At 44.5% G+C, this 24,261-nt stretch carries 27 protein-coding genes; 12 read left to right on the forward strand and 15 right to left on the reverse strand.

Annotation, left to right across the window (positions count from 1 at the left end; genetic code table 11):
• Positions 1–29: 29 nt before the first annotated feature.
• The 12 genes from cpaB to ACLSSO_RS00610 all read right to left on the reverse strand — a co-directional run bounded on the left by cpaB (position 30) and on the right by ACLSSO_RS00610 (position 7,007).
• A complete protein-coding gene (gene cpaB / locus ACLSSO_RS00555) occupies positions 30–953 on the reverse strand; it encodes a Flp pilus assembly protein CpaB (protein ID WP_295901558.1) in 924 nt (307 codons plus the stop codon).
• Between the two features lie 16 nt (positions 954–969).
• The gene (locus ACLSSO_RS00560; RefSeq protein WP_295901589.1) at positions 970–1,458 is read right to left on the reverse strand and encodes a hypothetical protein; all 489 of its coding nucleotides are present in this window, start codon (positions 1,456–1,458) and stop codon (positions 970–972) included.
• Positions 1,452–2,105 (reverse strand): hypothetical protein, encoded by a 654-nt coding sequence (locus tag ACLSSO_RS00565; RefSeq protein WP_413943761.1) that lies wholly within the window; start codon positions 2,103–2,105, stop codon positions 1,452–1,454. The genes ACLSSO_RS00560 and ACLSSO_RS00565 overlap by 7 nt, the downstream gene beginning before the upstream one ends.
• Positions 2,102–2,359, reverse strand: a complete 258-nt coding sequence (locus ACLSSO_RS00570) for a hypothetical protein (RefSeq protein ID WP_295901596.1) — start codon at positions 2,357–2,359, stop codon at positions 2,102–2,104. The genes ACLSSO_RS00565 and ACLSSO_RS00570 overlap by 4 nt, the downstream gene beginning before the upstream one ends.
• On the reverse strand, positions 2,356–2,547 hold the full coding sequence (locus ACLSSO_RS00575) for a hypothetical protein (protein ID WP_295901599.1): 192 nt from the start codon (positions 2,545–2,547) through the stop codon (positions 2,356–2,358). The genes ACLSSO_RS00570 and ACLSSO_RS00575 overlap by 4 nt, the downstream gene beginning before the upstream one ends.
• A gap of 28 nt (positions 2,548–2,575) precedes the next feature.
• A complete protein-coding gene (locus ACLSSO_RS00580) occupies positions 2,576–2,764 on the reverse strand; it encodes a Flp1 family type IVb pilin (RefSeq protein WP_295901602.1) in 189 nt (62 codons plus the stop codon).
• A gap of 179 nt (positions 2,765–2,943) precedes the next feature.
• Positions 2,944–3,717, reverse strand: coding sequence for a hypothetical protein (locus ACLSSO_RS00585; protein ID WP_413943762.1), 774 nt, complete (start codon positions 3,715–3,717; stop codon positions 2,944–2,946).
• Positions 3,683–4,009, reverse strand: coding sequence for a hypothetical protein (locus ACLSSO_RS00590; protein ID WP_295901609.1), 327 nt, complete (start codon positions 4,007–4,009; stop codon positions 3,683–3,685). The genes ACLSSO_RS00585 and ACLSSO_RS00590 overlap by 35 nt, the downstream gene beginning before the upstream one ends.
• A gap of 184 nt (positions 4,010–4,193) precedes the next feature.
• Complete coding sequence (gene hpt, locus ACLSSO_RS00595) at positions 4,194–4,712, reverse strand: hypoxanthine phosphoribosyltransferase (protein WP_295901612.1); 519 nt, start codon at positions 4,710–4,712, stop codon at positions 4,194–4,196.
• A 9-nt stretch (positions 4,713–4,721) separates the two neighbouring features.
• A complete protein-coding gene (locus tag ACLSSO_RS00600; protein WP_295901614.1) occupies positions 4,722–5,444 on the reverse strand; it encodes a tetratricopeptide repeat protein in 723 nt (240 codons plus the stop codon).
• Positions 5,444–6,184, reverse strand: coding sequence for an outer membrane protein assembly factor BamD (locus tag ACLSSO_RS00605; RefSeq protein WP_295901616.1), 741 nt, complete (start codon positions 6,182–6,184; stop codon positions 5,444–5,446). Before ACLSSO_RS00605 ends, ACLSSO_RS00600 begins: the two co-directional genes overlap by 1 nt.
• 34 nt (positions 6,185–6,218) lie before the next feature.
• Entirely contained in the window at positions 6,219–7,007 is a 789-nt protein-coding gene (locus ACLSSO_RS00610; RefSeq protein ID WP_295901619.1) for a hypothetical protein, read from the reverse strand.
• A gap of 138 nt (positions 7,008–7,145) precedes the next feature.
• Between ACLSSO_RS00610 and ACLSSO_RS00615 the strand changes: the two genes are divergently transcribed.
• The 6 genes from ACLSSO_RS00615 (at position 7,146) to ACLSSO_RS00640 (ending at position 15,685) form a co-directional block, all read left to right on the forward strand.
• A complete protein-coding gene (locus tag ACLSSO_RS00615; protein ID WP_295901621.1) occupies positions 7,146–8,522 on the forward strand; it encodes an aminotransferase class III-fold pyridoxal phosphate-dependent enzyme in 1,377 nt (458 codons plus the stop codon).
• Positions 8,523–9,869, forward strand: a complete 1,347-nt coding sequence (locus ACLSSO_RS00620; RefSeq protein ID WP_295901626.1) for a M20 family metallopeptidase — start codon at positions 8,523–8,525, stop codon at positions 9,867–9,869.
• Complete coding sequence (locus ACLSSO_RS00625; protein ID WP_295901628.1) at positions 9,866–10,894, forward strand: arginine N-succinyltransferase; 1,029 nt, start codon at positions 9,866–9,868, stop codon at positions 10,892–10,894. Before ACLSSO_RS00620 ends, ACLSSO_RS00625 begins: the two co-directional genes overlap by 4 nt.
• A 3-nt stretch (positions 10,895–10,897) precedes the next feature.
• A complete protein-coding gene (locus ACLSSO_RS00630; RefSeq protein ID WP_413943763.1) occupies positions 10,898–12,415 on the forward strand; it encodes a succinylglutamate-semialdehyde dehydrogenase in 1,518 nt (505 codons plus the stop codon).
• Positions 12,415–13,497 carry an endolytic transglycosylase MltG gene (gene mltG / locus ACLSSO_RS00635; RefSeq protein WP_413943764.1) on the forward strand — a complete coding sequence of 361 codons (1,083 nt, stop codon included), beginning with the start codon at positions 12,415–12,417 and terminating at the stop codon, positions 13,495–13,497. The genes ACLSSO_RS00630 and mltG overlap by 1 nt, the downstream gene beginning before the upstream one ends.
• A 79-nt stretch (positions 13,498–13,576) precedes the next feature.
• Positions 13,577–15,685, forward strand: a complete 2,109-nt coding sequence (locus tag ACLSSO_RS00640; protein WP_413943765.1) for a response regulator — start codon at positions 13,577–13,579, stop codon at positions 15,683–15,685.
• Here the strand turns inward: ACLSSO_RS00640 and ACLSSO_RS00645 are convergent.
• Positions 15,682–16,173 carry a hypothetical protein gene (locus ACLSSO_RS00645; protein ID WP_413943766.1) on the reverse strand — a complete coding sequence of 164 codons (492 nt, stop codon included), beginning with the start codon at positions 16,171–16,173 and terminating at the stop codon, positions 15,682–15,684. The genes ACLSSO_RS00640 and ACLSSO_RS00645 overlap by 4 nt on opposite strands.
• Before the next feature lie 89 nt (positions 16,174–16,262).
• On the opposite strand from ACLSSO_RS00645, the gene lysC reads away from it, so the two are divergent.
• From lysC to ACLSSO_RS00675, 6 genes are all read left to right on the forward strand, one after another.
• Positions 16,263–17,645: a lysine-sensitive aspartokinase 3 gene (gene lysC / locus ACLSSO_RS00650; RefSeq protein ID WP_413943767.1), complete on the forward strand. Its 1,383-nt coding sequence runs from the start codon at positions 16,263–16,265 to the stop codon at positions 17,643–17,645.
• A 37-nt stretch (positions 17,646–17,682) separates the two neighbouring features.
• Positions 17,683–18,279: a nitroreductase family protein gene (locus tag ACLSSO_RS00655; protein ID WP_413943768.1), complete on the forward strand. Its 597-nt coding sequence runs from the start codon at positions 17,683–17,685 to the stop codon at positions 18,277–18,279.
• A gap of 123 nt (positions 18,280–18,402) precedes the next feature.
• A complete protein-coding gene (gene dusB, locus ACLSSO_RS00660; RefSeq protein ID WP_295901647.1) occupies positions 18,403–19,416 on the forward strand; it encodes a tRNA dihydrouridine synthase DusB in 1,014 nt (337 codons plus the stop codon).
• Between the two features lie 91 nt (positions 19,417–19,507).
• Complete coding sequence (gene typA, locus ACLSSO_RS00665; protein WP_413943769.1) at positions 19,508–21,322, forward strand: translational GTPase TypA; 1,815 nt, start codon at positions 19,508–19,510, stop codon at positions 21,320–21,322.
• Positions 21,322–22,248, forward strand: coding sequence for an ABC transporter ATP-binding protein (locus ACLSSO_RS00670; protein WP_413943770.1), 927 nt, complete (start codon positions 21,322–21,324; stop codon positions 22,246–22,248). Before typA ends, ACLSSO_RS00670 begins: the two co-directional genes overlap by 1 nt.
• A gap of 1 nt (position 22,249) precedes the next feature.
• Positions 22,250–23,038 carry an ABC transporter permease gene (locus ACLSSO_RS00675; protein WP_295902448.1) on the forward strand — a complete coding sequence of 263 codons (789 nt, stop codon included), beginning with the start codon at positions 22,250–22,252 and terminating at the stop codon, positions 23,036–23,038.
• Between the two features lies 1 nt (position 23,039).
• On the opposite strand, the gene ACLSSO_RS00680 is transcribed toward ACLSSO_RS00675, so the two are convergent.
• Positions 23,040–23,447, reverse strand: coding sequence for a DUF523 domain-containing protein (locus tag ACLSSO_RS00680; RefSeq protein WP_413943771.1), 408 nt, complete (start codon positions 23,445–23,447; stop codon positions 23,040–23,042).
• Positions 23,444–24,259 (reverse strand): monofunctional biosynthetic peptidoglycan transglycosylase, encoded by an 816-nt coding sequence (mtgA, locus tag ACLSSO_RS00685; protein ID WP_413943772.1) that lies wholly within the window; start codon positions 24,257–24,259, stop codon positions 23,444–23,446. Before mtgA ends, ACLSSO_RS00680 begins: the two co-directional genes overlap by 4 nt.
• Positions 24,260–24,261: the final 2 nt, after the last annotated feature.

The raw sequence follows: 24,261 nt of genomic DNA on the forward strand, positions 1-24,261 counted from the left end.
CCTTAATTCCCCTAAAATCCTAGACCCAATTACAAAGTTTGAAATCCATTGCCGCGAGGTCTTTGTGCCGGCGGAGGAGCAGTTCTTTGTTGTTGTACTGGTGGTGTATAAACAGGTCGTTGAGGTACGGCGATCGGAGGTGCTGCTACAGCAGGTGCACCATCTAATGCTACCACAGGTCGTCCCATAACTGAATCCGAAGTTGAGCTTGGCATTCTTGGCGGAACCGTTCTGTCGCTCGGATTTCTAAGAGCAAAGAACAAGTTTCCAGGAGCTGTCGAAAGAATATAGAACAGATCCTGAGCTTCCTTCGGAGTCGCTTCCACTGTGATTGTCGTATATTTCGTATCACCAGTTAAAGCGATCTGAGTTAAGTTCTTACCAGATGAATCCAATTCAAACATACGTGGAATGTTGTTCACAACACTCACACCTGTTGCAAGCACAACAACGTCCGACATCATCGTGAAAACTTCACGGCGCTGACCGATACCTTTACCCGTATCAACAGCAGCAAAGATATCGACACGGTCACCAGGGCGAATCAATTTCGCAACACCGCGCACTTCATCCACCGGAATTGTCACGGCACGCTTACTTGGTGCCACTTGCAAAGCAATCCCCGTATCAGGACCCGGAGTTAAAAGATTGTTCTTAAGAACCATTTGACCTTTACGAATAGGAACGGCTGCTACGTTACCGATGATTTCATCAGGAATCGTGATAGCGTCTGGTTGAATAAAGTCAGCAGGAAGTTCTTTTGTCTCAACCATTGTATCGTAGATCGTTTGCATTTCTGCGATGTCTTCTTTGGCAACAACCACACGCTTAGTAGAACCGAAACGCTTGTCGTATTCGGCTTTCTTCTCTTGGGAATAGCTGTACAGCAGGAACGTTGCAAACACGCCTGCTGCGATGGAAAGCCAGAGATTTCTTGTATCGTTCGATCCCATAAAGTCCTACTTCTTTCTAGGTTCCACAAGTTGAGTTCAGGCAAATGCCATACGTTGTTCTAATCCAAATGGGATTGACTCCCACGGTGGTGTTTCTTCCTTCAGGAATAGATCTTGTTTTATTGTGATCTGCTTGCGTGCCGACCACATCCGCCGCTCTGTTGTCAAACTCCATAAAGTCAATCAAACGGGAAGAAGCCTTCCAGTTTGTATCGCCTCTTGAAGAGAGCGTTTTTTCCGTGAGAGTTCCGTGAACTCTCATTTTTTCTTTCGAGAAATGCAATGGCTCGCCGTCGTTACCGCGGAAGTAAGTCAGGTCGGCTCTATTGCGGAAAGTTTCAAATGCATAGTTTCGTGATGCAATGGAGTTCAAGATGCCAGTATGAATGGCTCCAAAAAATCCAATAGAGAAGTTTAAAAACAACACGATAACGACAATGATCGGTATCATTTCAAATACCGCCATGCCTTTTTCATTTTTTAAAGAGGATTGACGTTTTAACATCCGTTATCCTCCAGAGGCACATACTTGTTTTTACCCGATGCGCCCAATATTCCATAACGACTATCCAATTGGATAATCGCATCATAACGTCTGCGAACTTGCAGATCCATACACTCTGTTGCGGTGGGCTCACGAATCAAAAGACCTGAGATTCTGGCAGAGAAACCAGCATCAGGATCTTCTGTTGTCGCTCCCAAAAACGGAACTTTTAAATTGAGAATGCGTGGTTGGAAATCAAATCGCACACCCACTTGCGGGACGCGATCTGGAGTTGAAGAAGAACCATAGTCCTCAAAACTATTTCCTTTCTGGCCGCCGCCACGAATTTCGGGCTCAGCAGAAAGTTTAAACCAACCGCCATCAGGATTGTTGAAAAGAGGTTTTAAGACAGGATTGTTCAAAAGCTCTTTATACTTATCTTTGGCAAGTTGTTCTTGTTTGTCTTGATCGACGTGAGCCGCCGCGTGGGCACGCGCCGTTGAAAAGGCGATGTACTGCGCGACTTCCGCCATAGAAAGAGTAAAGTTCAAGGAGAACAATACAATGCACATTCCCGCCGCAAGCACGATGGAAAATATAAATTCCGCAGTTAGAAAACCGCGGGAATTTCGCAATGGATTAAAAGTTCTCTGACCTTGTCTCTTCATTGACCTTCCGGTTTCACCGTATTGGATCGATCAATCTGATTAGGGTGTTGCTTCCGAGCTTTATCAGGAGCTTCCCAAACACCAGCTTCGATCATTCCGGATATTTTTGTCCAAGGACCAGCAATCAGCTTCGCGAGAAACTTGTTGTCGCGCGCATAATTTGTGGCCCACAGAAATGCACTGACCGTGACCACCAACAAGAGAACGCCCTCAATGACAAATTGTCCTTTGCGGTTACGTAAAGGATTTATCATTGGTCACCTTCCCACTTGATCTGCTGACCACGCTCGGGTTTGAATCCGTCGCCTGTTGCCAACTGTTGTTCGATACGCGCACCAAGGCGCGGGCCAGATTCTTTGAATGCAGCCGCAGGGGCTGAGAGAAATGCTTTCAGCCCAATGCTAAAGATCACAATTAACAAAAGAACGTATTCAATTGTCACGTTAGCCTCCTGTGAGGTCGGCTATGATCTAGTTAGAGATCACGTTACCCATGTCGGCGCCAAGTTTTTCCATTGCACCGTTAACTTGTTCAGTGATTTTTCCTTTGAACATGAGCACCAATGCAACTACCACCACTAGCAAAAGGATGTACTCAGTCGCGCCTTGGCCTGACTCTTTTTTCAATAGATTCTTAGAAAAGTTTTTGAACTTCTTCATAGATGTCCCCCTTAAACACAATATCGGCTAATTTTGGGATTCTCTTTAGACTGCGGATTACAAAAGTGACTCCATTGCACATCTCATTTTGAGAATGTGTGCTTCGGTCCCATCAGCGAGAGTTTGAAAAAATGGTGATCTTTTAAACAGTCGGGCTTTGCGTGAATTTTAGAGGACGCTTAAGAGTTTTCGACCAGTCTTTGGTCAGGGCTTCTGCTTCCATCGGGGATCAAAAAAAGAAAACTGAGACTTATCATTGCCAGTGAAAACGGAAAAATATCTGAAAGAAAAACCGCAAAACCCGCATGGAGGATGAAAACGGCAAGAATTCCGAGTTTTGGTTTTTTCCAAAGAAGAAGGGGAAGAAAAAGTTCAATGAGGACAACGACCCCAGACATGGCCGGATAAATCCAGTTCACCGCAAACTGGTGACTGAACAAAGTTTGGTCCATCATTTTCAGCGTTTCTCCAGAGGGAAACTGATCAAATATTTTACTAATGGCCGAGAATAAATAAACGAGCAAAATCTGCCATTTTAAAAACATCGACGTGTCATTTTTTTCGTCAGTCTTCATTTTTTCAAGGGAAGGACCCACTGAAAGAGCGAAAGCCACCAGCAGTAAAAGAACTTTTTGATTCTGAAACATCTGTGAAAGGCTCATGAGAAGACCGAGCAAAGATAAAAGAGCGCCCAAACGGGTTTTCTTAGTGAGTAAGAACAAAGCTCCCAATAAAAGCAGCGTCCATTCGATCAATAGAATGGAAACCGGATAAATTGGGATGGCCTCTAGAAGGTGACGAAACGGAAAAGCGCCTCCCTGATGAATACTCCATCGATGAAGTTCAAAAATATCACTCAGCACACGGCTTACTAAAGCCACGGCAAAGAAACCATAAAAGGCCCGTAAGCACGAAACTTTATTGAAGGTCACAAGCGGGCGTCTTAAAGACATAAACCTTCGATTCCTTGTTCGTGATGTTTAAAGAAATGGATTTCTGCTCTTTTTCACAGGCAAAACGCGCGAGCTTCACCAGCATAGGTTCGGTAAGAGTATAGTAGGTCGGTGGCAAATATTTTTCTAAAGAGATGTCCTCAGAGTTGTCTACAGATTTAGCGACATAAGAAACCCGTTCAAAAGAAGCAAACATCTTCCATCCGGGTAAAGTCGGAATCAGAATGGCGATACACAGATAAATGATCTCCAGTCCGAGGAGAACTGGCAGAAGTCGCAGTTTTTTTGTCATGTCAGTTCATTTAATCAGAAACGTGAGGCGAAGAAAAATACTACGACCTTCGGTCAGGCAGATATTGACGAAGGTCGTAAGTGTGCTTAGATTGGGCTTTAGGAGATCTCAGCATGCCGAAACAACTTGTGTTCCTTTATGCCTTTTGCGTTGTGATTTTGTTTCTAGTAAACGTCGCCGTTTCCTAGTTTTTCAACGTATAGATATCAGGATAATTTCTTCCGACTTCTTCGGAGTCCATTCCGTATCCAACCACATAGCGATCGTCGATCGTTTTACCAATGTAGTCTGCTTTGATCGGCAATTCACGACGAGCTGGTTTATCCAACAACGTCACGATTTTCAAAGAGGCTGGAGCTGAAGCAAACAAACGGCTTCTTAGGAAACTCAAAGTACGGCCCGTATCGATGATTTCTTCCACGATCAAAACGTGTTTTCCCGCGATATTTACAGAAATATCTTTAACGATTTTAATGGCGCCACCACGTTCAACTGCTTGCACGTGAACGAAGTCGACTTGTTGTGGAAGTTCCACTTTGCGCATCAAATCCGCTGTGAAGTGAACAGAGCCACGCAAAGGACAAATGAAAACAACTTCTTTCCCCTCGTAATCGTGTTCGATTTGTTGTGCAAGATTTTCGATAAGCTCTTTGATCTCATCGCTAGTTAGGAAAGGAACCATTTGTTCTTTAAGTTGTGCCATTGTTGCCTCTTACAAATCGATGGATGTGATGCCAGCCGCCTGAGCCATTTTCAAATAGCGCAAGGCTTCGGGGTGTTGTGGGTCCCGAATAAGGATATTCTCCCATTGTTCAGTGGCTTCAGCAATATTGTTTGAATTGTAGTAAATAGCTCCAAGCTTTAGGCGAGCTGGAATAAGGTGTGGATACTCGCGAATCAAAGCTTTCAGATCTTTAATCGCGCGCTCGCTTTGGCCTAATTGAACGTAAACCTCGGCAATTCGCAAAGTCACTTCGGCTTTTCTGCTGGAAAGTTTTTGCGCCTTCAAAAGTTGTTCAAGAGCTTCGTTATAACGTTTGTACTGATAGTAAAGATCCGCAAGTTCTTCGTGCTTGGAAGCGAGTTTTTCATCTACGAACGGATCTTGTTTGCCGGACTTCTTCTCAAGCTGAACTTGAGCATCCAAGAAAACTTGTTTTCCTTCGTCATATTTTCCAAGGTCATTCAAGATGATCGAAAGACCGACGCTGGCGTCAGTGTATGTCGGGTCGATCTCAAGCGCACGTTTGAAAGTTTTAATGGCTTTGCTGAACTGACCTTTATCGTAAGAGATTGTCGCCAGCATTTGATAAACTTCAGGATTGCGTGTGTTTTGTAGCAACATTTGATTCAAGATAGGTTCCGCCATCTTGTAATTCCCGTTGATAAAATATCCGCGGGCTTCTGAAAGCATGTCATCATGAAGAGCGTTCATTATTCGATCTCCTTCTGAGCTGCTTTAAGCTCGCTGCTGCCAGGGAACTCGCGCGCTAAAACTTCCGTATATTTTTTTGCTTTTGGAGAATCACCGATTTTCTGCGCGCAGATCGCTGCACGAGAAAGGGCTTTCGCATCAAAACCCAGGCTGCGATAGTTGTTATAAAGTCCTTCGTAGCGTCCCAAAGCACTGTCGAAGATTTTACGTTTGAAGTAGAAATCCGCGATGTATTCTTCTTTTTCCGCAAGCATTTTGATCGCAGCCGTGCGCTTTTCTTTGGCTTCAGCGACGTGCTGAGAGTTTGGATATTTCTTAATAAGTTCCGATAGATTTAAGATGGCATCGTTTGCTTGAGTTAAGTCGCGATCAATCGATGAAGGAAGTTGGTTGAAGTAACTCATACCGATGCGGAACTGAACATAGTCAGAGTTTGGAGCTGTCGGGTGAAGTTCTTTGAACATCTGATAAGCGACTTGTGCTTCAGCGTAAGATTCTTGTTTGTAGTAAACATCGGCAATCGCAAGTTCTGCTTTTGTTGCGAAGTTGCTGTATGGAAATTTATTTTTCACTTCCGTGTAACGACGAATAGCTTCTTCGTAACGCTCACCTTGATCGAACTCTTCCGCAATAGCGAAAGCGCCTTCCGGTGTGTTGGAATTTTTCTCAATAGATGAACAGCCTGAAAGCAAAACTCCCATGGCCGCCGCGATTGTTATGACTCGGAGCGTTTTTAGCATAGAAGTAAATCATATTTTGGTCCAGGACCCGCTGTCAACGCGTCATCAGCAGAGCGGATTTTTTAATCCACCCCGTAAGAGAACCTGGGTAGGTGACTTGAACCCAATCGCCCTGAGTTTCATGAGCGATCACTTCCATTCCGCCGTAAAGATCAAGAATTGCGACCTGATTGTCCCCGGGAGCTGTTTGCAGAGAGACTTTTTCGTCAATGATAGTTCCTCGCAATACCGTGGAATCATAGACTTTCAGAGCTAAAAGCCCTGTAAATATCACAAAAGCGAGACTCAAAAGAGTGCCGATGATGGGAAAGCCCGGCATCGATTTTTCCTCTTCCACCGCTTTTCTTCGACGCCCGCCATAAGAAAGCAAAATCCAACCCGCAGCGAAAAGAGAAAGAGCTGAAAGAATCAGGTACGCAGACAGAGGAACAGGCTGCAGCAAACTGGCGCGCAAAGATTCGTAAGTTTCAATTTGATGAGGAACTTCCTTCACTTGCATTTGCGAGAGAGCAAACTTCAATCCCGCTTTTGCCGTGGAAAGTTCTGGATCCGAGGCCAAAGCTTTGCGCAGAAGGCCAATCGAGAGAGGCTTTTTTCCCAATTGAAACTCTGCGAGAGCGAGATTCGTCAAGGTCGTCGCGTTATACGGATCTTTGTCCAGTGCCTGCGCGAAAACTTCGCGAGCCTTTGTATAATCTTTTGCGAGATAAAGCTGAGTGCCTTGTTTAAATAACTCTGCGGAAGAAGATCCAGTTTGCGCCACAACGAGAGTGGGCAAAACGAGTGACAGAAAGAACACAGAGAGAAATTTCAGTTTCGACATAGCTCTACAAGTTTACAGATAAAAGTCTTTCCGTGTCTACCACGTGTCTTGTCTTAGTCCTGACCCAGGAGTAAACTGGACGGGCATTTTACATAACAATGGGTCCAAGGAATTTAGGATGGATCCGCGAAAGGTATTATGAGTTCTCTTGTAGGTCATCAGATACAGCAATCCGAAAAAATTAAAACGTTGGTTCAAGATCTTGTGAACGAAGTGACAAAACTAAATTCACAAATTTCGGGAATTCGTGCTCCTCTTGATGAGTTCAAAGAAGCAGGAAAGCAAAAATTTGATTCTACTGGTCAGTTCCGTGGTCGTCCGTTGCATTATCCTTACATGGGAACAGGTTCAGGCCGTGGTCCTTATGTAGAACTTGAAGACGGCAGCGTGAAATTGGATTTGATCAATGGGATCGGCATTCACTTGATGGGTCACGCAAATCCTCGCGTGATGACAGCAGCGGTGCGTGGATCTTTGGCTGATATTTTGACTCAAGGAAATCTTCAACCGAATAACGAATACCGTTTGTTCACAGAAAAAATGGTGAAGATCGCAAGCAAAAAAAGTCGTCTGAAATATGCCTGGATTGCGACTTGCGGAACGATGGCCAATGAAAATGCGTTGAAACTTTCTCGTCAAAAAAATTCTCCAGCGCGTTTTGCGATGAGCTTTAAAGATGCTTTCGCGGGTCGTTCAACAATGATGGCGGAAGTCACTGACAACCCCGCTTACAAACAAGGTTTGCCTGAATACCATGAAGTCTTGCGCGTTCCGTTCTTTGATAAACGCGATCCGCGTTCTGGCGAAAAAGCTTTGAGCGTTATGAAAGAACACGTGGCAAAACACGAAGGTAACATCTCTGTTTTCGGTTTTGAACCGATGCTTGGAGAGGGCGGATATCAAGCGGCTCCTCGTGAGTTCTTTGTTCCACTTCTTGATTTCTGTAAGTCTAAAAACATCGCGGTATGGGCGGATGAAGTGCAAACTTTCACTCGCACCGGAGAATACTTTGCGTTTGAAACTTTAGATATCGGTCAATACATCGATATCTGCACGATTGCGAAAACGGCGCAAATCGGTGCAACTCTTTACACAGAAGAATACAATCCAAAACCAGGTTTGATCGCGGGAACATTCTCAGGCTCCACTCCTTCTTTGAGCGCGGGTATGGAAATGCTCGACATGCTTTCTGAAGGTTATTTGGGACCTGATGGTCGCATCATGAAAATCCACAAACGTTTCATTGACGGTATCAACCGTATGAATGAAACGACTTGCAAAGGAATTGCACAAGATGCGGGTGGTATGGGCTTGATGATCGCCTTCACTCCGCATGATGGAAAAAAAGAAAGTGTGAATGCCTTCTTGAATAAACTTTATCAAAACGGCGTGATTGCTTTCCCTTGCGGTAAAGATCCAGTGCGCGCTCGTTTCTTGGTGCCAGCGATCATTCAAGACGAAGACATCGACATCGCTTTGAAAATGATTGAGAAAACTTTGCTCGAAGGAGTTTAGTTGGATTTTATCGAGGCCTGCAGGCAGCTTATCTCCATCGATAGCACACCCACTCACGGCAATAGAGACCTAGCGCGGTGGGTGGCGGCTTTTTGCCGTCAAAAGGGTTTGTACGTCGAAGAGCAGGAAGAAGTAGTCGGCGATCTTGTGCAAGTGAACGTGATCGCGCGTCCGACGGAAGAAAGACCTGCAGCCGAGATGTTGTTGCAAACGCATCTCGACACAGTAGATCCGGGGCCTTTCTCTTTGTGGACGGAAACAGGGGCAAATCCCTTTGATGCTCACATCATTGATGGAAAGATCCATGGTTTGGGCGCAGCTGACGTAAAGCTTGATTTTTTGTGTAAGCTTGAAGCCGTGGCTTCTTTTGGTAAAAACCGAGCGTGGCGTTTGCCTCCGGTTTTGGTGGGAACTTTCGGGGAAGAATCGGGAATGCAAGGGGCACTGAAGCTCATTCGCAAAAACAAAGTCTCTGCAAAGATGGCTTTGATCGGGGAGCCTAGCGACTTGCAAGTGATCAACGCGGCCAAAGGTTTTGCGAGTGTTGAAATTCGTGTGCCGTTTTCAGAAGAGGAAACTCGTTATCGCCAAGAACACAACTTGCGTGAAAGTACTTCGACGCAATCAAAGCTTTTCCGCGGAAAGGCTGCGCACTCTTCGACTCCACATTTGGGTGAGAGCGCGATTGTAAAAATGCTTGAGTATCTGATGATGCTTCCGGATTCGGTGAACATCATGGAGATGGACGGCGGCATTAATTTTAATACGGTTCCAAGTAATGCATTTTTAGAAATCGATATGGTGACGATGATCCAAAGTCCGATTGCTAAAAAGATTGCGAACATTTATCGAGCCGTAAAAACTTTGGAACTGGAGTTCTTGGATTTCAAAGATGATGACTTCCATCCAAGCACTCCGACTTTGAATATTGGTTTAGTAAGAACAAATGAAGACGACATTCAGCTTTCGGGCACATGTCGTATTCCGCCGATCATCACGCATGAAATTTACGAAGGCTGGATGGACCGCCTTCGCCAAGTGTGTGAAGAAAACGGCGCAAGCTTCCGTGTGAATGATTATAAAAAACCCTTCCGCACAGAAGTAAATTCTATTTTGGTGAAGGGCTGTTTGGACGAGTTGCGTGCAATGGGTCTTAGTGACCGTCCGATCACGCAAGCTTCTACAAACGAAGCGAGTATTTTTTCTCGCATCGGAGTTGATTGTGTGTGTTTTGGTCCCGGCAGAAGGGAAGGAAATGTGCACACTCCGCAAGAGCATGTGGCTTTGGCGGACCTTGAAAAGGCGACTCAGTTTTATAAAAGGATCATCGAAAGGTTTTGTTTATGAGTTTTATCATCCGATCGGTACAGTACGATGATTTGAATCAACTGGTGGATCTGGCAAAGCAGTTTAATTTGCTGAATCTTCCTGGAGATAAAAAAGTTATTGGCGAAAAAATTGAGCGCAGTGAAAACTCTTTTGCGGGAAAACTTCCTAAGCATCAGTCTGAATATTTGTTTGTTGTCGAAGACGTGGAAGAAAAATGCGTTGTCGGAAGCTCTTTGGTTCTTGCCAAACACGGAACGGACGAGGTTCCACATAGTTTTTTTAGAATTTTTAAAAGAGATCACTTTTCTCAAGATTTAGGAATCGGATTTATTCATCAAGTTTTGCGCTTTCAGTTGGATTTTGACGGGCCAACAGAAATCGGAGGACTTCTTGTTGATAAATCGTACAGACGTCGTCCTGAAAAACTGGGAAAACAAATCAGTCTTTCTCGTTTCTTGTATATGGGCCTTTACCCTGAAAAATTTGAAGACCGTGTTTTGTGTGAGCTGACTCCGCCGTTAACAGACGAGGGTCGCAGTGAATTCTGGGAAGCTTTAGGAAGAAGATTTACAGGTCTTCCGTATCAAGAAGCGGATTTACTAAGTCAATCCCACAAAGAATTTATCGAAAGTCTTTTCCCGCAAGATGATATTTATCTGTGCTTGCTGGATTCAAAAGCGCGTTTGGTTTTAGGGCGTGTGGGTGAAGCGACAAAACCCGCGCAACATCTTTTAGAGAGCATCGGATTTAGCTATCTTGATGAGGTTGATCCCTTTGATGGAGGACCTCACTATGGGGCAAACACCGCAGATATTTTGCCAATCAAATACGGCAAAAGAGCGAAAGTAGCGGAATTTAAGGATGCCTCTTACAAAGAACAAATGCTTGTGGCTACAACAGGCGAAGAGTTTAAAGTCTCTTTAGCATCCGTTGATATTCGCGACGGTGAAGTGGCAATCGCTCCAAAGTTTAGACAGCTATTGGGCGTTGAAGTTGGCGAAGAAGTTTATATGTCTCCATTTAATTACAATAGAGGAAGATAAGACATGAGCACCACCATGTTTGACGTGAAATACAAAGGTGATTTTATCAACGGACGTTTTGCTCCCGTAACTAAAGGCGATGGCGAATTTAAAGACATCAGTCCTTCGGATTTAAACGACACTGTGATGACGGTGCCGTTTAAGCACGATCATATTGATGAAGCCTGTGTGGCGGCGAAAAAAGCGTATCCGGCGTGGGCGACTCTTTCGATGAACGAAAGAAAAAATTATTTGATGCGCTTAAAAGAGCTTTTTGATGCGAATGCAGAACAAATGGCGCAAATCATTTCCCGCGACACCGGAAAACCAACCTGGGAGGCAATGACTGAAGCGAAGGCTTTGGGTGCGAAGATTGATATCACTCTGAATCACTCTTTGAATTTGGTGGCAGAAGAAAGAATTACGAATGCTCTTCCACAAGTCGACGGTGTGATTCGTCACCGCTCTCGTGGTGTGATGGCTGTTGTGGGACCTTTTAACTTCCCAGCGCATTTGCCAAATGGTCATATCATTCCAGCATTGATCGCGGGAAATACAGTTGTCTTTAAACCTTCTGAACAAACTCCGGCTGTCGGCCAATTTATGGCGGAACTTTTTGAAAGAGCGCAATTCCCTCAAGGTGTTTTCAATCTTGTGCAAGGAGACGGTGCTGCTGGTGGACGTTTGGTTGCCAACGAACACGTTGATGGAATCCTTTTCACAGGTTCTTACGAAGTCGGACTTAAAATCAAACAAGAGACATTGACTCACTATTGGAAAATCTTGGCCCTTGAAATGGGCGGTAAGAATGCCACTGTGGTGTGGGAAGATGCTGACATGGATAAGGCGATCTACGAAAGTTTGGTCGGCGCTTACATGACGGCAGGCCAACGCTGCTCTTGCACAAGCCGAATCATTCTTCATCCAAAAATCGCAGATGAGTTTACTGAAAGATTCTATCAAGCGGCAAAAAAACTCACGATCGGCCACTGGACGGAAAACACTTTCATGGGAACTTTGATCAATGCAGCGGCGGTTGAAAAATACATCCGCTTCCAAGAGATCGCCAACCGTGAAAACTGTGAAAGCTTGATGCGGGGTAAATCTTTGGATTTGAAACACAAAGGTTACTATGTGACTCCAAGTATTCACTTGGTGAATAAGTTTGATCCAAACAGCGTTTACCAAAAATCAGAGATCTTTGGTCCAAACGTTGCGATTTATCAAACAGACAACTGGGATCACGCGATGGAGATTGTGAACTCAACAGGTTATGGACTTGTGATGGCGCTTTTCTCTAAAAATAAAGCTCTTTATGAAGACGCTTTGTTTAAAGCACGCGTGGGCCTTTTGAACTGGAATCGCACAACAAACGGCGCAAGTTCTCGTTTGCCATTTGGCGGTTTTGGTAAATCAGGCAATGACCGTCCTTCAGCGCACTTTGCAATTCAATATTGCACAATGCCTGTGGCAAGCCTTGAAGATCCAACTCCTTTTGATCCGACAAAAATCTTGCCGGGTATGAATTTGGATATGAAATAATGAAGAAGACTTTTCTTGTTCTCATTCTAGCGGTGGTGGCGTTGCTGATATCTATCGGCGGCGGAGTTGCGTATTTAGGATATTCGTTCATGAATACGCGCCCTAGCGACATTGCCCAAGATGTGGTTTACGAAGTCACTCCAGGCAAAGGATTTAATTCCATCGCTACGGAATTGGAACAAAGGGCCTTAATCAAAAATGCATTCTTCTTTTCGATGTATGCGCGTATTAAGGGGGATCGCTCGAAATTAAAAGTGGGCGAATACCTTTTACGCACAAACATGACGCCAAAAGAAGTTCTTGAGACAATCACTTCAGGAAAAAGCATCGCTCGCAGTTTCACTGTGAGCGAAGGTCTTAGCGTTTATGAAATCGCGGACCTTTATCAAAAGCAGGGTTTTGGAACTTCCCAAGAATTTTTGTCGTTGGTGCATGATCCGCAGCTTGTAAAAAGCTTGTTAGGTGAGACGCAAGAAAGTTTAGAAGGGTATCTTTTTCCTGAAACTTACATGCTCACGAAATACACGGACACAAGAACTCTGATCTCAAATATGGTGAAGAGATTTTTGTACGTGTATAATGAGGTTCTGCCTCAAGCAAGTATTCAGGGCTGGCAACGTCATCAGGTGGTGACGCTCGCAAGTATTATTGAAAAAGAAACCGGTGCTCCAGAAGAGCGTCCAAAGATTTCTTCGGTTTTTCATAACCGTCTGATTAAGAAAATGCGTCTGCAAACAGACCCTACAGTGATCTATGGGAAAGCTGAAAAGACGGGGCATATTGAAATAAATATCACTCGCGCGGATCTAACAACGCCCACTCGCTACAACACCTATGTGATCTTTGGTTTGCCACCGGGTCCTATAGCGAACCCGGGACGAGAAGCCTTGCTTGCCGCTTTAAAACCGGAACACACGGATTACTTGTTCTTTGTGAGTCAAAATGATGGAACTCATGTCTTTTCTGAGGACTACCAAGGACATGAAAGAGCCGTTAAGAAGTTTCAGTTAGATCGTAAAGCCCGCGAAGGCAAATCTTGGCGAGATCTCAAAAAGCGTGAGACCATGCCTGCTAAAAATTGATCAGATTATTTTTAAGTAATGAACATTAGAGGGTCGCAAGTTGACCCTCCTGCGTACGCTATTGTAGCTTGAAAATTACATGCCTCAAACGAGTCAAGGATCCCTTGAATTAGAAATTCGTAGAATCGATCTTCTTTACCGGCAAAACATCGCAGGCCTGCTGGCCATTTTCGTAAACACCTTGGCTTTTGTCTTTGTGACGTGGGGAACTCTGTCACCAAAGTTTCTCATTCCTTGGTTTGTGATTCTTAACTTCTCAGCTTTCCTTCGTTTCTTCGCTTATTATCGATGGCAAACAGCGCGTAGTAAAATTAAAAGCTTCGAGGAAACACGGTTCTGGCTTTATTTTATTTGTACATCGCTTGCGGTTTCCGGATTTGGCTGGGGAGCGATTGGCTTCATTGTTTCTGACGGAACCGTGATTCAAAAAGTTATCACGTCACTTTTGATCTCGTGCATGACGGCTGGTGCGATGATTACCTACGTCTCATACAGAACAGCGATGAGTTGCGTGATCTTACCTGCCATGGGTTTATGGAGTATTGGGTTCTTAAAATCAAGCGGCGAAGATTTTAATCTCCTTATGGGAGTTCTTGTCGGATTTTATGCCTTTCTGATGCTGATGATCGGAAAAAATCTGCATGTCGCTGTTATGAACTCCTTAAGCTTGGATGCGGAACTTCAAAAAAGTGAAGAACGTCTGCGTATGTCGATGGAATCCTCTGAAGCTCTCACATGGGACTGGGATTTATTGGACGACCAGTTTTATTGGGAAGGAAATATTAATTTATTTCCTGAAGGCCAAGAAGAATTGCGCCGTCTCTTAAAGCCATACGTGGAAGCGGGTGGTGATGTCGATGCCGAACACATCGTGCGCGACCGCTCAGGCTTCTTCCACTATATCGCTCTTCGTGGAAAATTTTATCGACTGTCAGACGGGCGTCCTTTCCGTTTTGCTGGAATTTGTTGGGATGTGACCGTTAAAAAGAATGAAGAGATTCTCCGACGAGAAAGAGACCTTCATGAAGCGGCCAATCGTGCGAAATCTGTTTTCCTTGCAAATGCCAGTCACGAAATCAGAACTCCGCTTGCGGCGATTCTTGGTTTTTCTGAAGCTCTGTTAAGAAATCAATCTTTAACAGATCAAGCTCACAAAGACGTGCAGTCCATCTACCGTCAAAGTAATTACATGGTGTCACTTGTGAATGATCTTTTAGATCTTTCAAAGATTGAGACGAATCGTTTATACATTCAAAAAGCACCGATGAATCCAGTGCGTGAAATTGAAGACTCTATCTCAGTAATTCGCGCAACATTAGAAGCCAAAAAACTGAAGATGAATGTTGTATATGAATCTTTGATTCCAGAGCAAATTGAATCTGATTCTGTACGATTTAGACAAGTGTTGATCAATCTTCTTTCGAACGCGGTGAAATTCACCAGTGAAGGGACGATCACGGTCCGTGTGAGTTTTTCTTCCGACACGGACAATGTTGGATTCTTGGCGATTCAAGTTTCCGATACGGGTTTAGGAATGGATAAAACTACGCAAGGAAATCTCTTTAAACCTTTTGTTCGCGGAGAACATCCTGAAATTCAGCGCGTGCAGGGTTCGGGGTTGGGCCTGGCGTTATCTTTAAGTCTTATGAAAATGATGGATGGGGATTTACAACTGATCTCTTCAAGAATTGGTGAGGGAACCACTTTTGAAATGCGCTTAAATGTAGGCCCTGTTTCTGAGTTAAAGTTAGTTCCCATCGATAAATCAAAAATGCTTCCGCCAGAAAAACTAAAACTTGATCAAGAAAGCCATTTTCTGAAAGGCCGCCGGGTTCTGGTCGTCGATGACTCGATGGACTTGTGTGCTTTGATGAAAAGATATTTATCTCGAGAGGGAGCGGAAGTAGAAACCTCGGAAAATGGAGCAGAAGCCGTTGAACGAGCTCTTGCAAAACCTTTTGATATTATTTTGATGGATATAAAAATGCCGGTGATGGACGGTTACAAAGCCACGGCTCTTTTACGTGAAAAGGGTTATAAAAATCCGATCATCGCTTTAACTGCACAAGCCAGCGTGGATGGTCAGCAAAAATCCTTTGAGATGGGATTTGATGGGTATTTAAGTAAACCTGTCGACATGGTTTTGCTAGGGGAAATTCTTCGCAGTAAAGCAGAGTTTGCAACCTAAGGGGAGTAACCCTCAGGTGCCGTCATGCGGTCGAAAGTTTTGGTTGCAGGGTTGAACTTAAAAATATTCAACCGAGGAACCATCTGTTCATCATAAGTGGGTGCGACGATTTCAAGGATGCCGTCTTTGTCCACATCAGTAATCGCCAAGTTCGTGGCATTTCCCTGCAAAAGGAAATAACCGTCGCGGGTTTCAAAAAGCGGGAGCTTGGTCATTAAAACCAATGAGCCGTTTTCTTCCTGACTGTAAACTTCAAGACTGAGACCGCTTTTATTTTTAATCTTTAAGACAGTCACGCGAGGTCCCGCGGCTGAAAGGTTTCCATTGGCTTTGGCAATGATTTCGCGATCCTCGATGAGGACGGCTTCTTTGATTTTAGTGCGCAGTGAAGGAACGACGGCGACTGTGACTAGAGTCATTGCTACTAGGCCTAAAAGGCCCATCAGTGCTAGTTCCGTCTTTTTAAAAGTTGAATCCGATGTGGTCATGTTCAAAGTCTGCCATAAAATTCATTGAATGAAAAAGCAGAAAAGGCATAAGATGCCTAGGAAGTCAGGCCTTTGACCGAGGAGTTTTTGTGGCACAACTGGTTGTTTCAAAATTTGGTGGAACGTCAATGGGAGACGCGGAGTGCATGCTTCGCAGTGCGGAAGTCAGCCATCGTCAGGGATCAAGCCTCATCGCGGTTTCCGCAACTTCAGGAACTACGAATGACTTGATCGCCCTGGGTAAAACGGCGGAATCCCAACCCTGGCCGGAAGCAGAAAAGATCATCACAAAAATCCTCGATAAACATGAAAAAATCGCGCGTGACCTGGCGATTTCATCTCACTCTCAAGAACGACTTGAAATTTTGTTTGAAGAAATGAACTCATTGGCAAAAGGTGTTCACCTTCTTCGGGATTGTTCCGTGAAGGCGATGGACACCCTGATGAGTCTCGGTGAAAGAATGTCTTCTGTTCTTTTCACTGAAGCGATGGCGAAGGTTCTGCAAAAGTACAATTCTAAAAAAACGGCTGAGCTTTTTGACGTGCGCACGGTTCTTCGCACGGATGATTCTTTCGGAAAAGCAAAACCACTGACTTCAGAAATTGCAAAATTGTGCTCTGAAAATTTAGGATTTTTGCGTGACCATAAAAAAGTGGTCGTGACTCAAGGTTATATCGGCATGACTGATGAAGGCATGACGACAACCTTAGGCCGCGGAGGCAGCGACTACTCTGCTGCGATCTTAGCCGAAGGTGTTTCTGCCGACGTTCTTGAGATTTGGACCGATGTTGCGGGGATCGCTACGACAGATCCTCGCTTGTGTTCCAAAGCGAAACCTATCAGTGAAATTTCTTTTAAAGAAGCGTCGGAGCTTGCAACCTTCGGAGCTAAAGTTTTGCATCCAGCAACACTCTTGCCAGCCATTCGCAAAAACATTCCGGTTTTTGTAGGATCTAGTTTTGATGCCGAAGCCAAGGGCACATGGGTTCGTAAGGACGTCGAGGATCATCCACTTATTCGTGCGATGGCCTTAAGAAAAAAACAAGTGCTTGTGACTCTTTCAACTCCCGAAATGCTTCACGCACATGGTTTCTTGTTTCAAATTTTTAAAGTTTTTAACGATCACAAAGTCAGTATCGACGCTATCACAACATCTGAAATTTCAGTCAGTGTGACTTTGGATGACTCGACACTGGTGAATAAAAAATTGATTTCAGATCTTTCGCAATTTGCAGATGTGCAAGTGGAAGACAATCTGGCGCTCATCTCTTTGATTGGCAATAACATCAATCACACGGCGGGCTTGGGAAAACATATCTTTGAAGCTATTTCCGATATCAACGTGCGCATGATCTGCTTAGGTGCCAGCAAACACAACTTCTGCTTCCTCGTCAGTGAAGAGCAAGGCCCCGAAACGATTCGTCGTCTGCATGAAACCTTCATCGAGGCAGGTCCGGAAGAAATGGGTTAAGAAAAAGGTACCAGGTACCTTTTTCCCTTGAGGAATTATGAATAAAGAAGAATTTTATCAGCTCCTGGAATCTCGCAAATCTATTCGTAAATACAAACCGGATGCTGTTCCAAAAGAAGTGATCGAAAAAATTTTGATGGCGGGAATGCACGCGCCGTCAGGAAAGAATCGTCAAAACTGGCGCTTCTTTGTTGTGACGGGTGAAAAGCGTAATGAGTATTTGAAATACTCACAGAAATCCTGGCTCGGTATCAAAGATATTCTGTCGCAAAGATTAAAACCCTCTTTGTATCAGTTCACGGAAAGATTTTTTTATACTTTAGGTGATGCGCCTGTGATTATTTTCGCCTACTCACACAATGACAATGAAGAGCGCTATCACACGAGCATCGGTTCTGTGTATATGGCTGTGGAAAACATGAATCTCGCATGTCTTGTGGAGGGTTTAGGTTCGTGCACAATGGGTGCACCACTAGAGATCAAAGAAGAAGTGGATAAGTTTTTAGGTGTGGATAAACTTCCGGAATACCAAAAAGGCGAGCTCGAACTTCTCTGTGCGATGGTGTGTGGCTATCCCGATCACAATCCGCCGAAGGCCCCCCGACAGCTTGAGGGCCGAGTGACATGGCTCTAATGTGAGAGAGGTTTTTGCGCCAGATCGAATACATTCGTTATGATTCCTAAGCCCATGAAATAAGGTCAGTTTTTATAAACTCCAGTACCTTTTTCATTACGTTTTTGTTATATCCTTGCGCCTATGAATCCAGTTCAAGCCTTAAAGACAAATCCCTTTGTCCTTGCTCCTATGGCAGGGATTACGGACCACGCTTTTCGCACCTTCATGAAAAAACTTGATACCAGTGTTGTCGTCACAGAACTCGTGAGCGCCAGTGGTATTGAATACAAATCTGAAAGAACCATGAAGCTGATGAGCTTTGATGAGTCTCAGCGTCCGATCGGAATTCAACTTTTCGGTGAAGATCCAGAGATCGTCGCGCGTGCGGCCCAAGTCGCAGAGGCGGAAGGTTGTGATTTCGTTGATTTGAACTTTGGCTGCCCTGTTCCTAAAGTTGTGAAAAAGGGCGGAGGTTCCGCGATCCTTAAAGATCCTGCGGCTGTCCAAAAAATGGTTTCTACTGTGAAGGCCGCGATCAAAATTCCTCTGACAATCAAGATCCGCACGGGTTGGGATGCGAACACTCGCAATGCTATCGAAGTTTGCAACATCGCCTATAACGAGGGTGTCGAGTGGGTCGCAATTCATGGTCGCACTCGTGCTCAAGGTTATACGGGGTTGGCGGATTGGGATTTTATCGCTGACGTAAAGTCCAAAACCAAAATTCCACTTTTGGGAAATGGAGATATCCTCACACCTCGCCAGGCCAACCTTCGCCTAGAGCAATCGGGTTGCGACGGGGTGATGATTGGTCGCGGTTGCCTTAAAAATCCGTTTATTTTCATGGATGCCCTGTCTTTATGGAGAGGCGAATCCCTGAAAGACGTCCAAAGAGATTATGTGAGCCTATTCAACGACCTGAAAAGTGAGATTGTTGCGCATTGTGATGAGCACATCACAGGCATCCAGCTCAGAAAGTTTGCAGCATGGTTCTCAACAGGTTATGCTGGAGCCGCACAATTCAGAAAGAATCTTTTCCAATCCAAAAGCAACGAAGAGATCATGGCTTTGGCTAACGAATTTTTCGCTAGCATCGGTAGTGTTGAGCAAGAAGACACGAGCCAAGAAGAGTTCCTTATGGGAGGACACGGTTAATCGTGATCCTAACAGTAATCTGGTGTGCGAAAGTTTGAATTTAGTTTTAGTGTTTTAAAGTTTTAGTTTTTAGAAATAACGAAGGGTAAATATGGTTCAAGATCCAAAGAAAATTAGAAATATTGCTATCATCGCACACGTCGACCACGGAAAGACGACGTTGGTTGACCACTTGATCAAGCAAGCAGGTACTTTCCGTGACAACGAACACGTTGAAGAACGTCTTATGGACTCCATGGATCTTGAAAAAGAACGTGGTATCACGATCGCCGCGAAGAACGCGTCGTTCATGTACAAAGACATTAAAGTTAACATCGTAGATACACCGGGACATAGTGACTTCGGTGGTGAAGTTGAACGTATCTTGAACATGGTGGATGGTTGTATCCTTCTTTGCGACGCTTCTGAAGGTCCACTTCCGCAAACTCGCTTCGTATTGAAAAAAGCTCTTGAGGGCGGCAAAAAAGTTATCGTTTGTATCAACAAAATTGACCGTGCCGATGCTCGTATTCAAGAAGTTCACAACGAACTTTTCGATTTGTTCATCGATCTAGATGCAACAGAAGAGCAATGTGATTTCCACACTGTTTACGCAATCGCGCGTGAAGGTATGGCGACATTGGATCCAAAAGTGAACACAGGTTCTTTGGAAGTTCTTTACGATGCTATCGTAAATCTAGTTCCTCCTCCAAAAATTGAAGAGAACGCTCCACTTCAAGTCATGGTTTCTAACATTTCGTACAATGATTACGTAGGTCGTTTGGCTATCGGTCGTATGAAAGCCGGAACAATCAAAGTGGGTGACGAAGTTCTTTGCGTTCAAGCCAATGCTCAGAAGAAAGTAAAAGTCTCTGCTTTGTTCCAGTACAAAGTAAACTCGCAAGTTCCAGCGCAAGAAGTTGGTGCCGGTGACATCGTTGTTATCGCGGGTATGGAAGACTTCACTATCGGTGACACTATTACTTCAGTTCTTGATCCTCGCCCTCTTGAGCGCATTCGCGTTGAAGAGCCGACAGTAGGTATGGTGTTCTCAGTAAATAACGGTCCTTTCGCAGGTCTTGACGGTAAAAACGTAACATCACGTAAAATCATCGAGCGCCTTGAAAGAGAACTTTTGTACAACGTTGCGATCCGCGTAGAAAAAACGGACAACACCGATGCTTTCAAAGTTATCGGCCGTGGTGAGTTGCAATTGGGCGTTTTGATCGAACAAATGCGCCGTGAAAACTTCGAGCTTCTTGTTTCTAAACCGACTGTTGTCTTCAAAGAAGAAAACGGCAAGAAAATGGAACCAATGGAGATCGCGGTTATCGATATCGAAGACTCTTTCGTTGGTGCCGTAACTGAAAAGCTTGGTAAGCGTAAAGGTGTGATGACGAACATGGTTCAAAAAGGATCTGGTCGTACACGTCTTGAGTTCCGTATTCCTTCTCGTGGTTTGATCGGTTACCGTTCAGACTTCTTGACTGACACTCGTGGTACAGGTCTTTTGAATACACAATTCGACGGTTGGGATGACTACCGTGGAGAAATCGAACACCGTATGAATGGTGCGATGATCTCTGACCGTAAAGGCACTGCAACAGCTTACGCGATCTGGAATCTTCAAGAGCGCGGTATTATGATGGTTGAACACGGTGACGATGTGTACGAAGGCATGATCGTTGGTGAACACGCCAAAGAGAATGATCTAGAAGTAAACATCACTCGTGAGAAAAAATTGACGAACGTACGTGCTTCGGGTTCAGATGAAGCTATCCGTCTTGTTCCAGTGAAGAAAATGACATTGGAAAGAGCGATGGAATGGATCAAAGATTCAGAGTTGATCGAGGTCACTCCGAAGAACATCCGTCTACGTTTGAAAGAACTAGATCCACATAAACGTGCAAGAGCAGCGAAGGAATAATGAGTACAAACGTCGCCATTGAAATTAAAGACCTGACAAAGAAATACGACGACAGAGTCGCTGTGGATGGAATCAGTCTTGAAATTTACAAGGGCGAATGTTTCGGTCTCTTAGGTCCCAACGGGGCGGGCAAATCAACAACGATGAAGATGATGTATTGCTCAGCCCTCGTTACCAGCGGGGAGCTTTACGTTCTCGGCCTCAATGTTAAAAAAAATTATCGTGAGATCAAATCTCGCATAGGGGTCGTCCCGCAAGAGGACGGCCTTGATCCAGACTTCACCGTTCTCGAAAATCTTTTAGTCTACGCAAGTTTCCATAAAATCCCCAAAGCAGAAGCCGATCTTCGTGCGCAAGCTTTGTTGCGTTTGATGAAACTAGAAGAATACCAGGATCGTTCAGTTGAAACTTTGAGCGGCGGTATGAAACGTCGTTTGGCGATTGCTCGTGGTCTGATTAATTCTCCAGAAGTGATTTTCCTTGATGAACCAACGACCGGTCTTGATCCGCAAGCGCGTATTTGGATCTGGGATTTCTTTAAGCATCTTAAGTCTGAAAAAAGCACTTTGGTTCTGACTACTCACTACATGGAAGAAGCCGAACAGATGTGTGACCGTGTCGCGATTATCGATAACGGTCGTATTCTCACAGTTGGTAAACCACGTGATTTGATTCGTGAGTTGATCGGTAAAGAAGTCGTTGAGTTTGATACGAACCCTGTGGATCTTAATTATTACTTGGGTCGTTTGCGTGCGGAAGGTTTTGCTTATCAAGTGATTAAAGACACGGTCTCTGTTTTGGTGAAAGAAAACCAAGAGGGTCGTCGTGTTGTGGACTTGATTGCAAGTGATAAAATCTATATTCGTAAACCGACTTTAAACGATGTGTTTTTAAAGTTGGCTGGTCATCAGTTGAGGGATGAGTAATATGAAATTTAAAGATTTCTTCTCTCGCCCCAAGGTCAACAGCGGTGCTTTTCAAGTATGGTCCCGTAACTTTTTATATTTCAAAAAGACGTGGCTTGTTTCTTTATTCTGGATTGTCTTAGAGCCTGTGATTTACTTGGGTGCTATCGGTTTTGGCTTGGGTGCCTTCGTGAACAACATGGGCGGCATGTCTTATATCGAATTCTTTTTTCCGGCGTTGTTATCCACAACAGCAATGATGGTGGCTTTCTTTGAAGGCACTTACGGAAATTACACGAAACTCACGCATCAAAAAACCTATGCGACAATTATGCTGACTCGTGTGGGTCCCGAGGAAATCGTTGCCGGTGAGCTTTTGTGGGCTGCGAGCAAAGGTTTCTTTGGTGTCATGGGTGTCACTGTTGTGGCTTTATTTTTCGGACTGATTGATTCTTACAGAATCCTTTTAGCTTTGCCGATTCTGTTTTTGTTATCGGCTCTCTTTTCTTGTATCGGAATGATCTTTACTTCGTTTGCAAGAAACTATGACTCTTTCATATATTCTACTTCAGGATTGATTGTTCCAATGAGTCTTTTAAGTGGCACTTATTTCCCGCTAGAACAACTGCCAAGTGGTCTACGTTATTTGTCTTATTTATTCCCTCTCACACATGCTGTGGCGGCCGTCCGTGGGGTTCTTCATCACGGGCCAACACTTTTGGTGGGAATGCATGTTCTGATTCTGTTCATTGCAACATGGATCTGCATGAACGTTTCATTCTTCCGTATTCGTAAAAAACTTTTGAAATAGTTTAGTCAACGACCGTGATTTTAATGCCGTGCTTTTTTAAAAGCTCGGCAAATACACCGTCGCCTTCAGTCAGATTTCCTGAAAACGTGCCATCATAGATTTTTCCATGACCGCACATAGGGGATTTTGATTTTAAAAGAGCCTCCGTAGCGCCACAAAGTTTTGCGATTTGCAAAGCCTCCAGGGCCCCTTGCTGGTATTGAGCTGTAACGTCTTCGCCGGATTTCGTAAGAACTTTGTCTCCCGTGCGTTCCGCTGGCGGACGGGGAGTAGAAAGTCCACCCATCTGTTCAGGACAGACCGGGATCGCTTCACCGTTGCGAACCATTTCTTCAATGGAAGAGCGCGCTTGTGCTTTGCAATCGTAACGACAGTGAACTCCGGAAAGGCAGGCAGAAACTATTTTCATTCTTCACCTTCTTCCATCTCGGCATTTTCTAGATCCTGCAGTGTCGGAATTTCTTCAGCGGGAGCATTGAGTTCCTCAGGAGGCGGCTCGGGTTGAAAGAAATAAGCCACTTGAGTCACGGCCACGTCATACTCGTCTTGAGAAATGCGATTGTAGCGATACATATCTTCAACAATGCGATTCAGACGTGTTTTTGCAAACGGTGTGAGTTCTTTACGATAATAAGATTTCGAATACTTCACAGGATTCGGCAGAACCATCGCAAGGAAGGCACTTTCAACAACCGAAAGTTCTGCAGGCGTTTTCTTAAAATAATATTTTGCTGCCGCTTTGACGCCGTAAATGTCTTTACCGAATTCGACGACGTTGAGGTATCTTTCCAAAATTTCTTTTTTGGTAAGAGTGTGCTCGATGCGATCTGTGATGATGGCCTCTAGTCCCTTACGAATGAACGTGCGGTCCTTGGTAAGAAACATATTTTTTGCAAGCTGTTGAGAAATAGTCGAACCACCGCGCTTAAAAACGCCGGACTCCCAGCCTTCACGCGCATTTTTCTCGATAGCGTCCCAATCAAAACCTTTGTGATTCCAGAAATTGGAATCCTCCGTAAGGATGATCGCTTTTTGTAGATTCGAAGAAATCTGTTTTAAAGGGACATAGTTTTTTGAGCCGGGACAAAGCTCCACTTGATACATACGAGTGACAAGGCAACCTTTAATGTCTTTTTCATTCGGAAGCCAATTCCAAAGAATGGCAACGGCTCCTGCCATTAAAGTGAATACACCAAGAAAAAAGAAGACGACCTTTTTCATTC

It is taken from the genome of Bdellovibrio sp. HCB-162 (assembly GCF_047344985.1).
Classification (GTDB): Bacteria; Bdellovibrionota; Bdellovibrionia; order Bdellovibrionales; family Bdellovibrionaceae; genus Bdellovibrio.

Excerpts from the sequence above, each read along its gene's own strand:
- ACLSSO_RS00585 (WP_413943762.1), bottom strand. The coding sequence starts at position 3,717 with ATGTCTTTAAGACGCCCGCTTGTGACCTTCAATAAAGTTTCGTGCTTA.
- ACLSSO_RS00570 (WP_295901596.1), bottom strand. The coding sequence starts at position 2,359 with ATGATAAATCCTTTACGTAACCGCAAAGGACAATTTGTCATTGAGGGC.
- ACLSSO_RS00670 (WP_413943770.1), top strand. The coding sequence starts at position 21,322 with ATGAGTACAAACGTCGCCATTGAAATTAAAGACCTGACAAAGAAATAC.
- ACLSSO_RS00645 (WP_413943766.1), bottom strand. The coding sequence starts at position 16,173 with ATGACCACATCGGATTCAACTTTTAAAAAGACGGAACTAGCACTGATG.
- ACLSSO_RS00600 (WP_295901614.1), bottom strand. The coding sequence starts at position 5,444 with ATGAACGCTCTTCATGATGACATGCTTTCAGAAGCCCGCGGATATTTT.
- ACLSSO_RS00560 (WP_295901589.1), bottom strand. The coding sequence starts at position 1,458 with ATGTTAAAACGTCAATCCTCTTTAAAAAATGAAAAAGGCATGGCGGTA.
- ACLSSO_RS00610 (WP_295901619.1), bottom strand. The coding sequence starts at position 7,007 with ATGTCGAAACTGAAATTTCTCTCTGTGTTCTTTCTGTCACTCGTTTTG.
- cpaB (WP_295901558.1), bottom strand. The coding sequence starts at position 953 with ATGGGATCGAACGATACAAGAAATCTCTGGCTTTCCATCGCAGCAGGC.
- ACLSSO_RS00630 (WP_413943763.1), top strand. The coding sequence starts at position 10,898 with ATGAGCACCACCATGTTTGACGTGAAATACAAAGGTGATTTTATCAAC.
- ACLSSO_RS00615 (WP_295901621.1), top strand. The coding sequence starts at position 7,146 with ATGAGTTCTCTTGTAGGTCATCAGATACAGCAATCCGAAAAAATTAAA.
- mtgA (WP_413943772.1), bottom strand. The coding sequence starts at position 24,259 with ATGAAAAAGGTCGTCTTCTTTTTTCTTGGTGTATTCACTTTAATGGCA.
- ACLSSO_RS00640 (WP_413943765.1), top strand. The coding sequence starts at position 13,577 with ATGCCTCAAACGAGTCAAGGATCCCTTGAATTAGAAATTCGTAGAATC.
- ACLSSO_RS00680 (WP_413943771.1), bottom strand. The coding sequence starts at position 23,447 with ATGAAAATAGTTTCTGCCTGCCTTTCCGGAGTTCACTGTCGTTACGAT.
- ACLSSO_RS00625 (WP_295901628.1), top strand. The coding sequence starts at position 9,866 with ATGAGTTTTATCATCCGATCGGTACAGTACGATGATTTGAATCAACTG.
- dusB (WP_295901647.1), top strand. The coding sequence starts at position 18,403 with ATGAATCCAGTTCAAGCCTTAAAGACAAATCCCTTTGTCCTTGCTCCT.
- mltG (WP_413943764.1), top strand. The coding sequence starts at position 12,415 with ATGAAGAAGACTTTTCTTGTTCTCATTCTAGCGGTGGTGGCGTTGCTG.
- hpt (WP_295901612.1), bottom strand. The coding sequence starts at position 4,712 with ATGGCACAACTTAAAGAACAAATGGTTCCTTTCCTAACTAGCGATGAG.
- ACLSSO_RS00580 (WP_295901602.1), bottom strand. The coding sequence starts at position 2,764 with ATGAAGAAGTTCAAAAACTTTTCTAAGAATCTATTGAAAAAAGAGTCA.
- ACLSSO_RS00605 (WP_295901616.1), bottom strand. The coding sequence starts at position 6,184 with ATGCTAAAAACGCTCCGAGTCATAACAATCGCGGCGGCCATGGGAGTT.
- ACLSSO_RS00565 (WP_413943761.1), bottom strand. The coding sequence starts at position 2,105 with ATGAAGAGACAAGGTCAGAGAACTTTTAATCCATTGCGAAATTCCCGC.
- typA (WP_413943769.1), top strand. The coding sequence starts at position 19,508 with ATGGTTCAAGATCCAAAGAAAATTAGAAATATTGCTATCATCGCACAC.
- ACLSSO_RS00590 (WP_295901609.1), bottom strand. The coding sequence starts at position 4,009 with ATGACAAAAAAACTGCGACTTCTGCCAGTTCTCCTCGGACTGGAGATC.
- ACLSSO_RS00675 (WP_295902448.1), top strand. The coding sequence starts at position 22,250 with ATGAAATTTAAAGATTTCTTCTCTCGCCCCAAGGTCAACAGCGGTGCT.
- ACLSSO_RS00655 (WP_413943768.1), top strand. The coding sequence starts at position 17,683 with ATGAATAAAGAAGAATTTTATCAGCTCCTGGAATCTCGCAAATCTATT.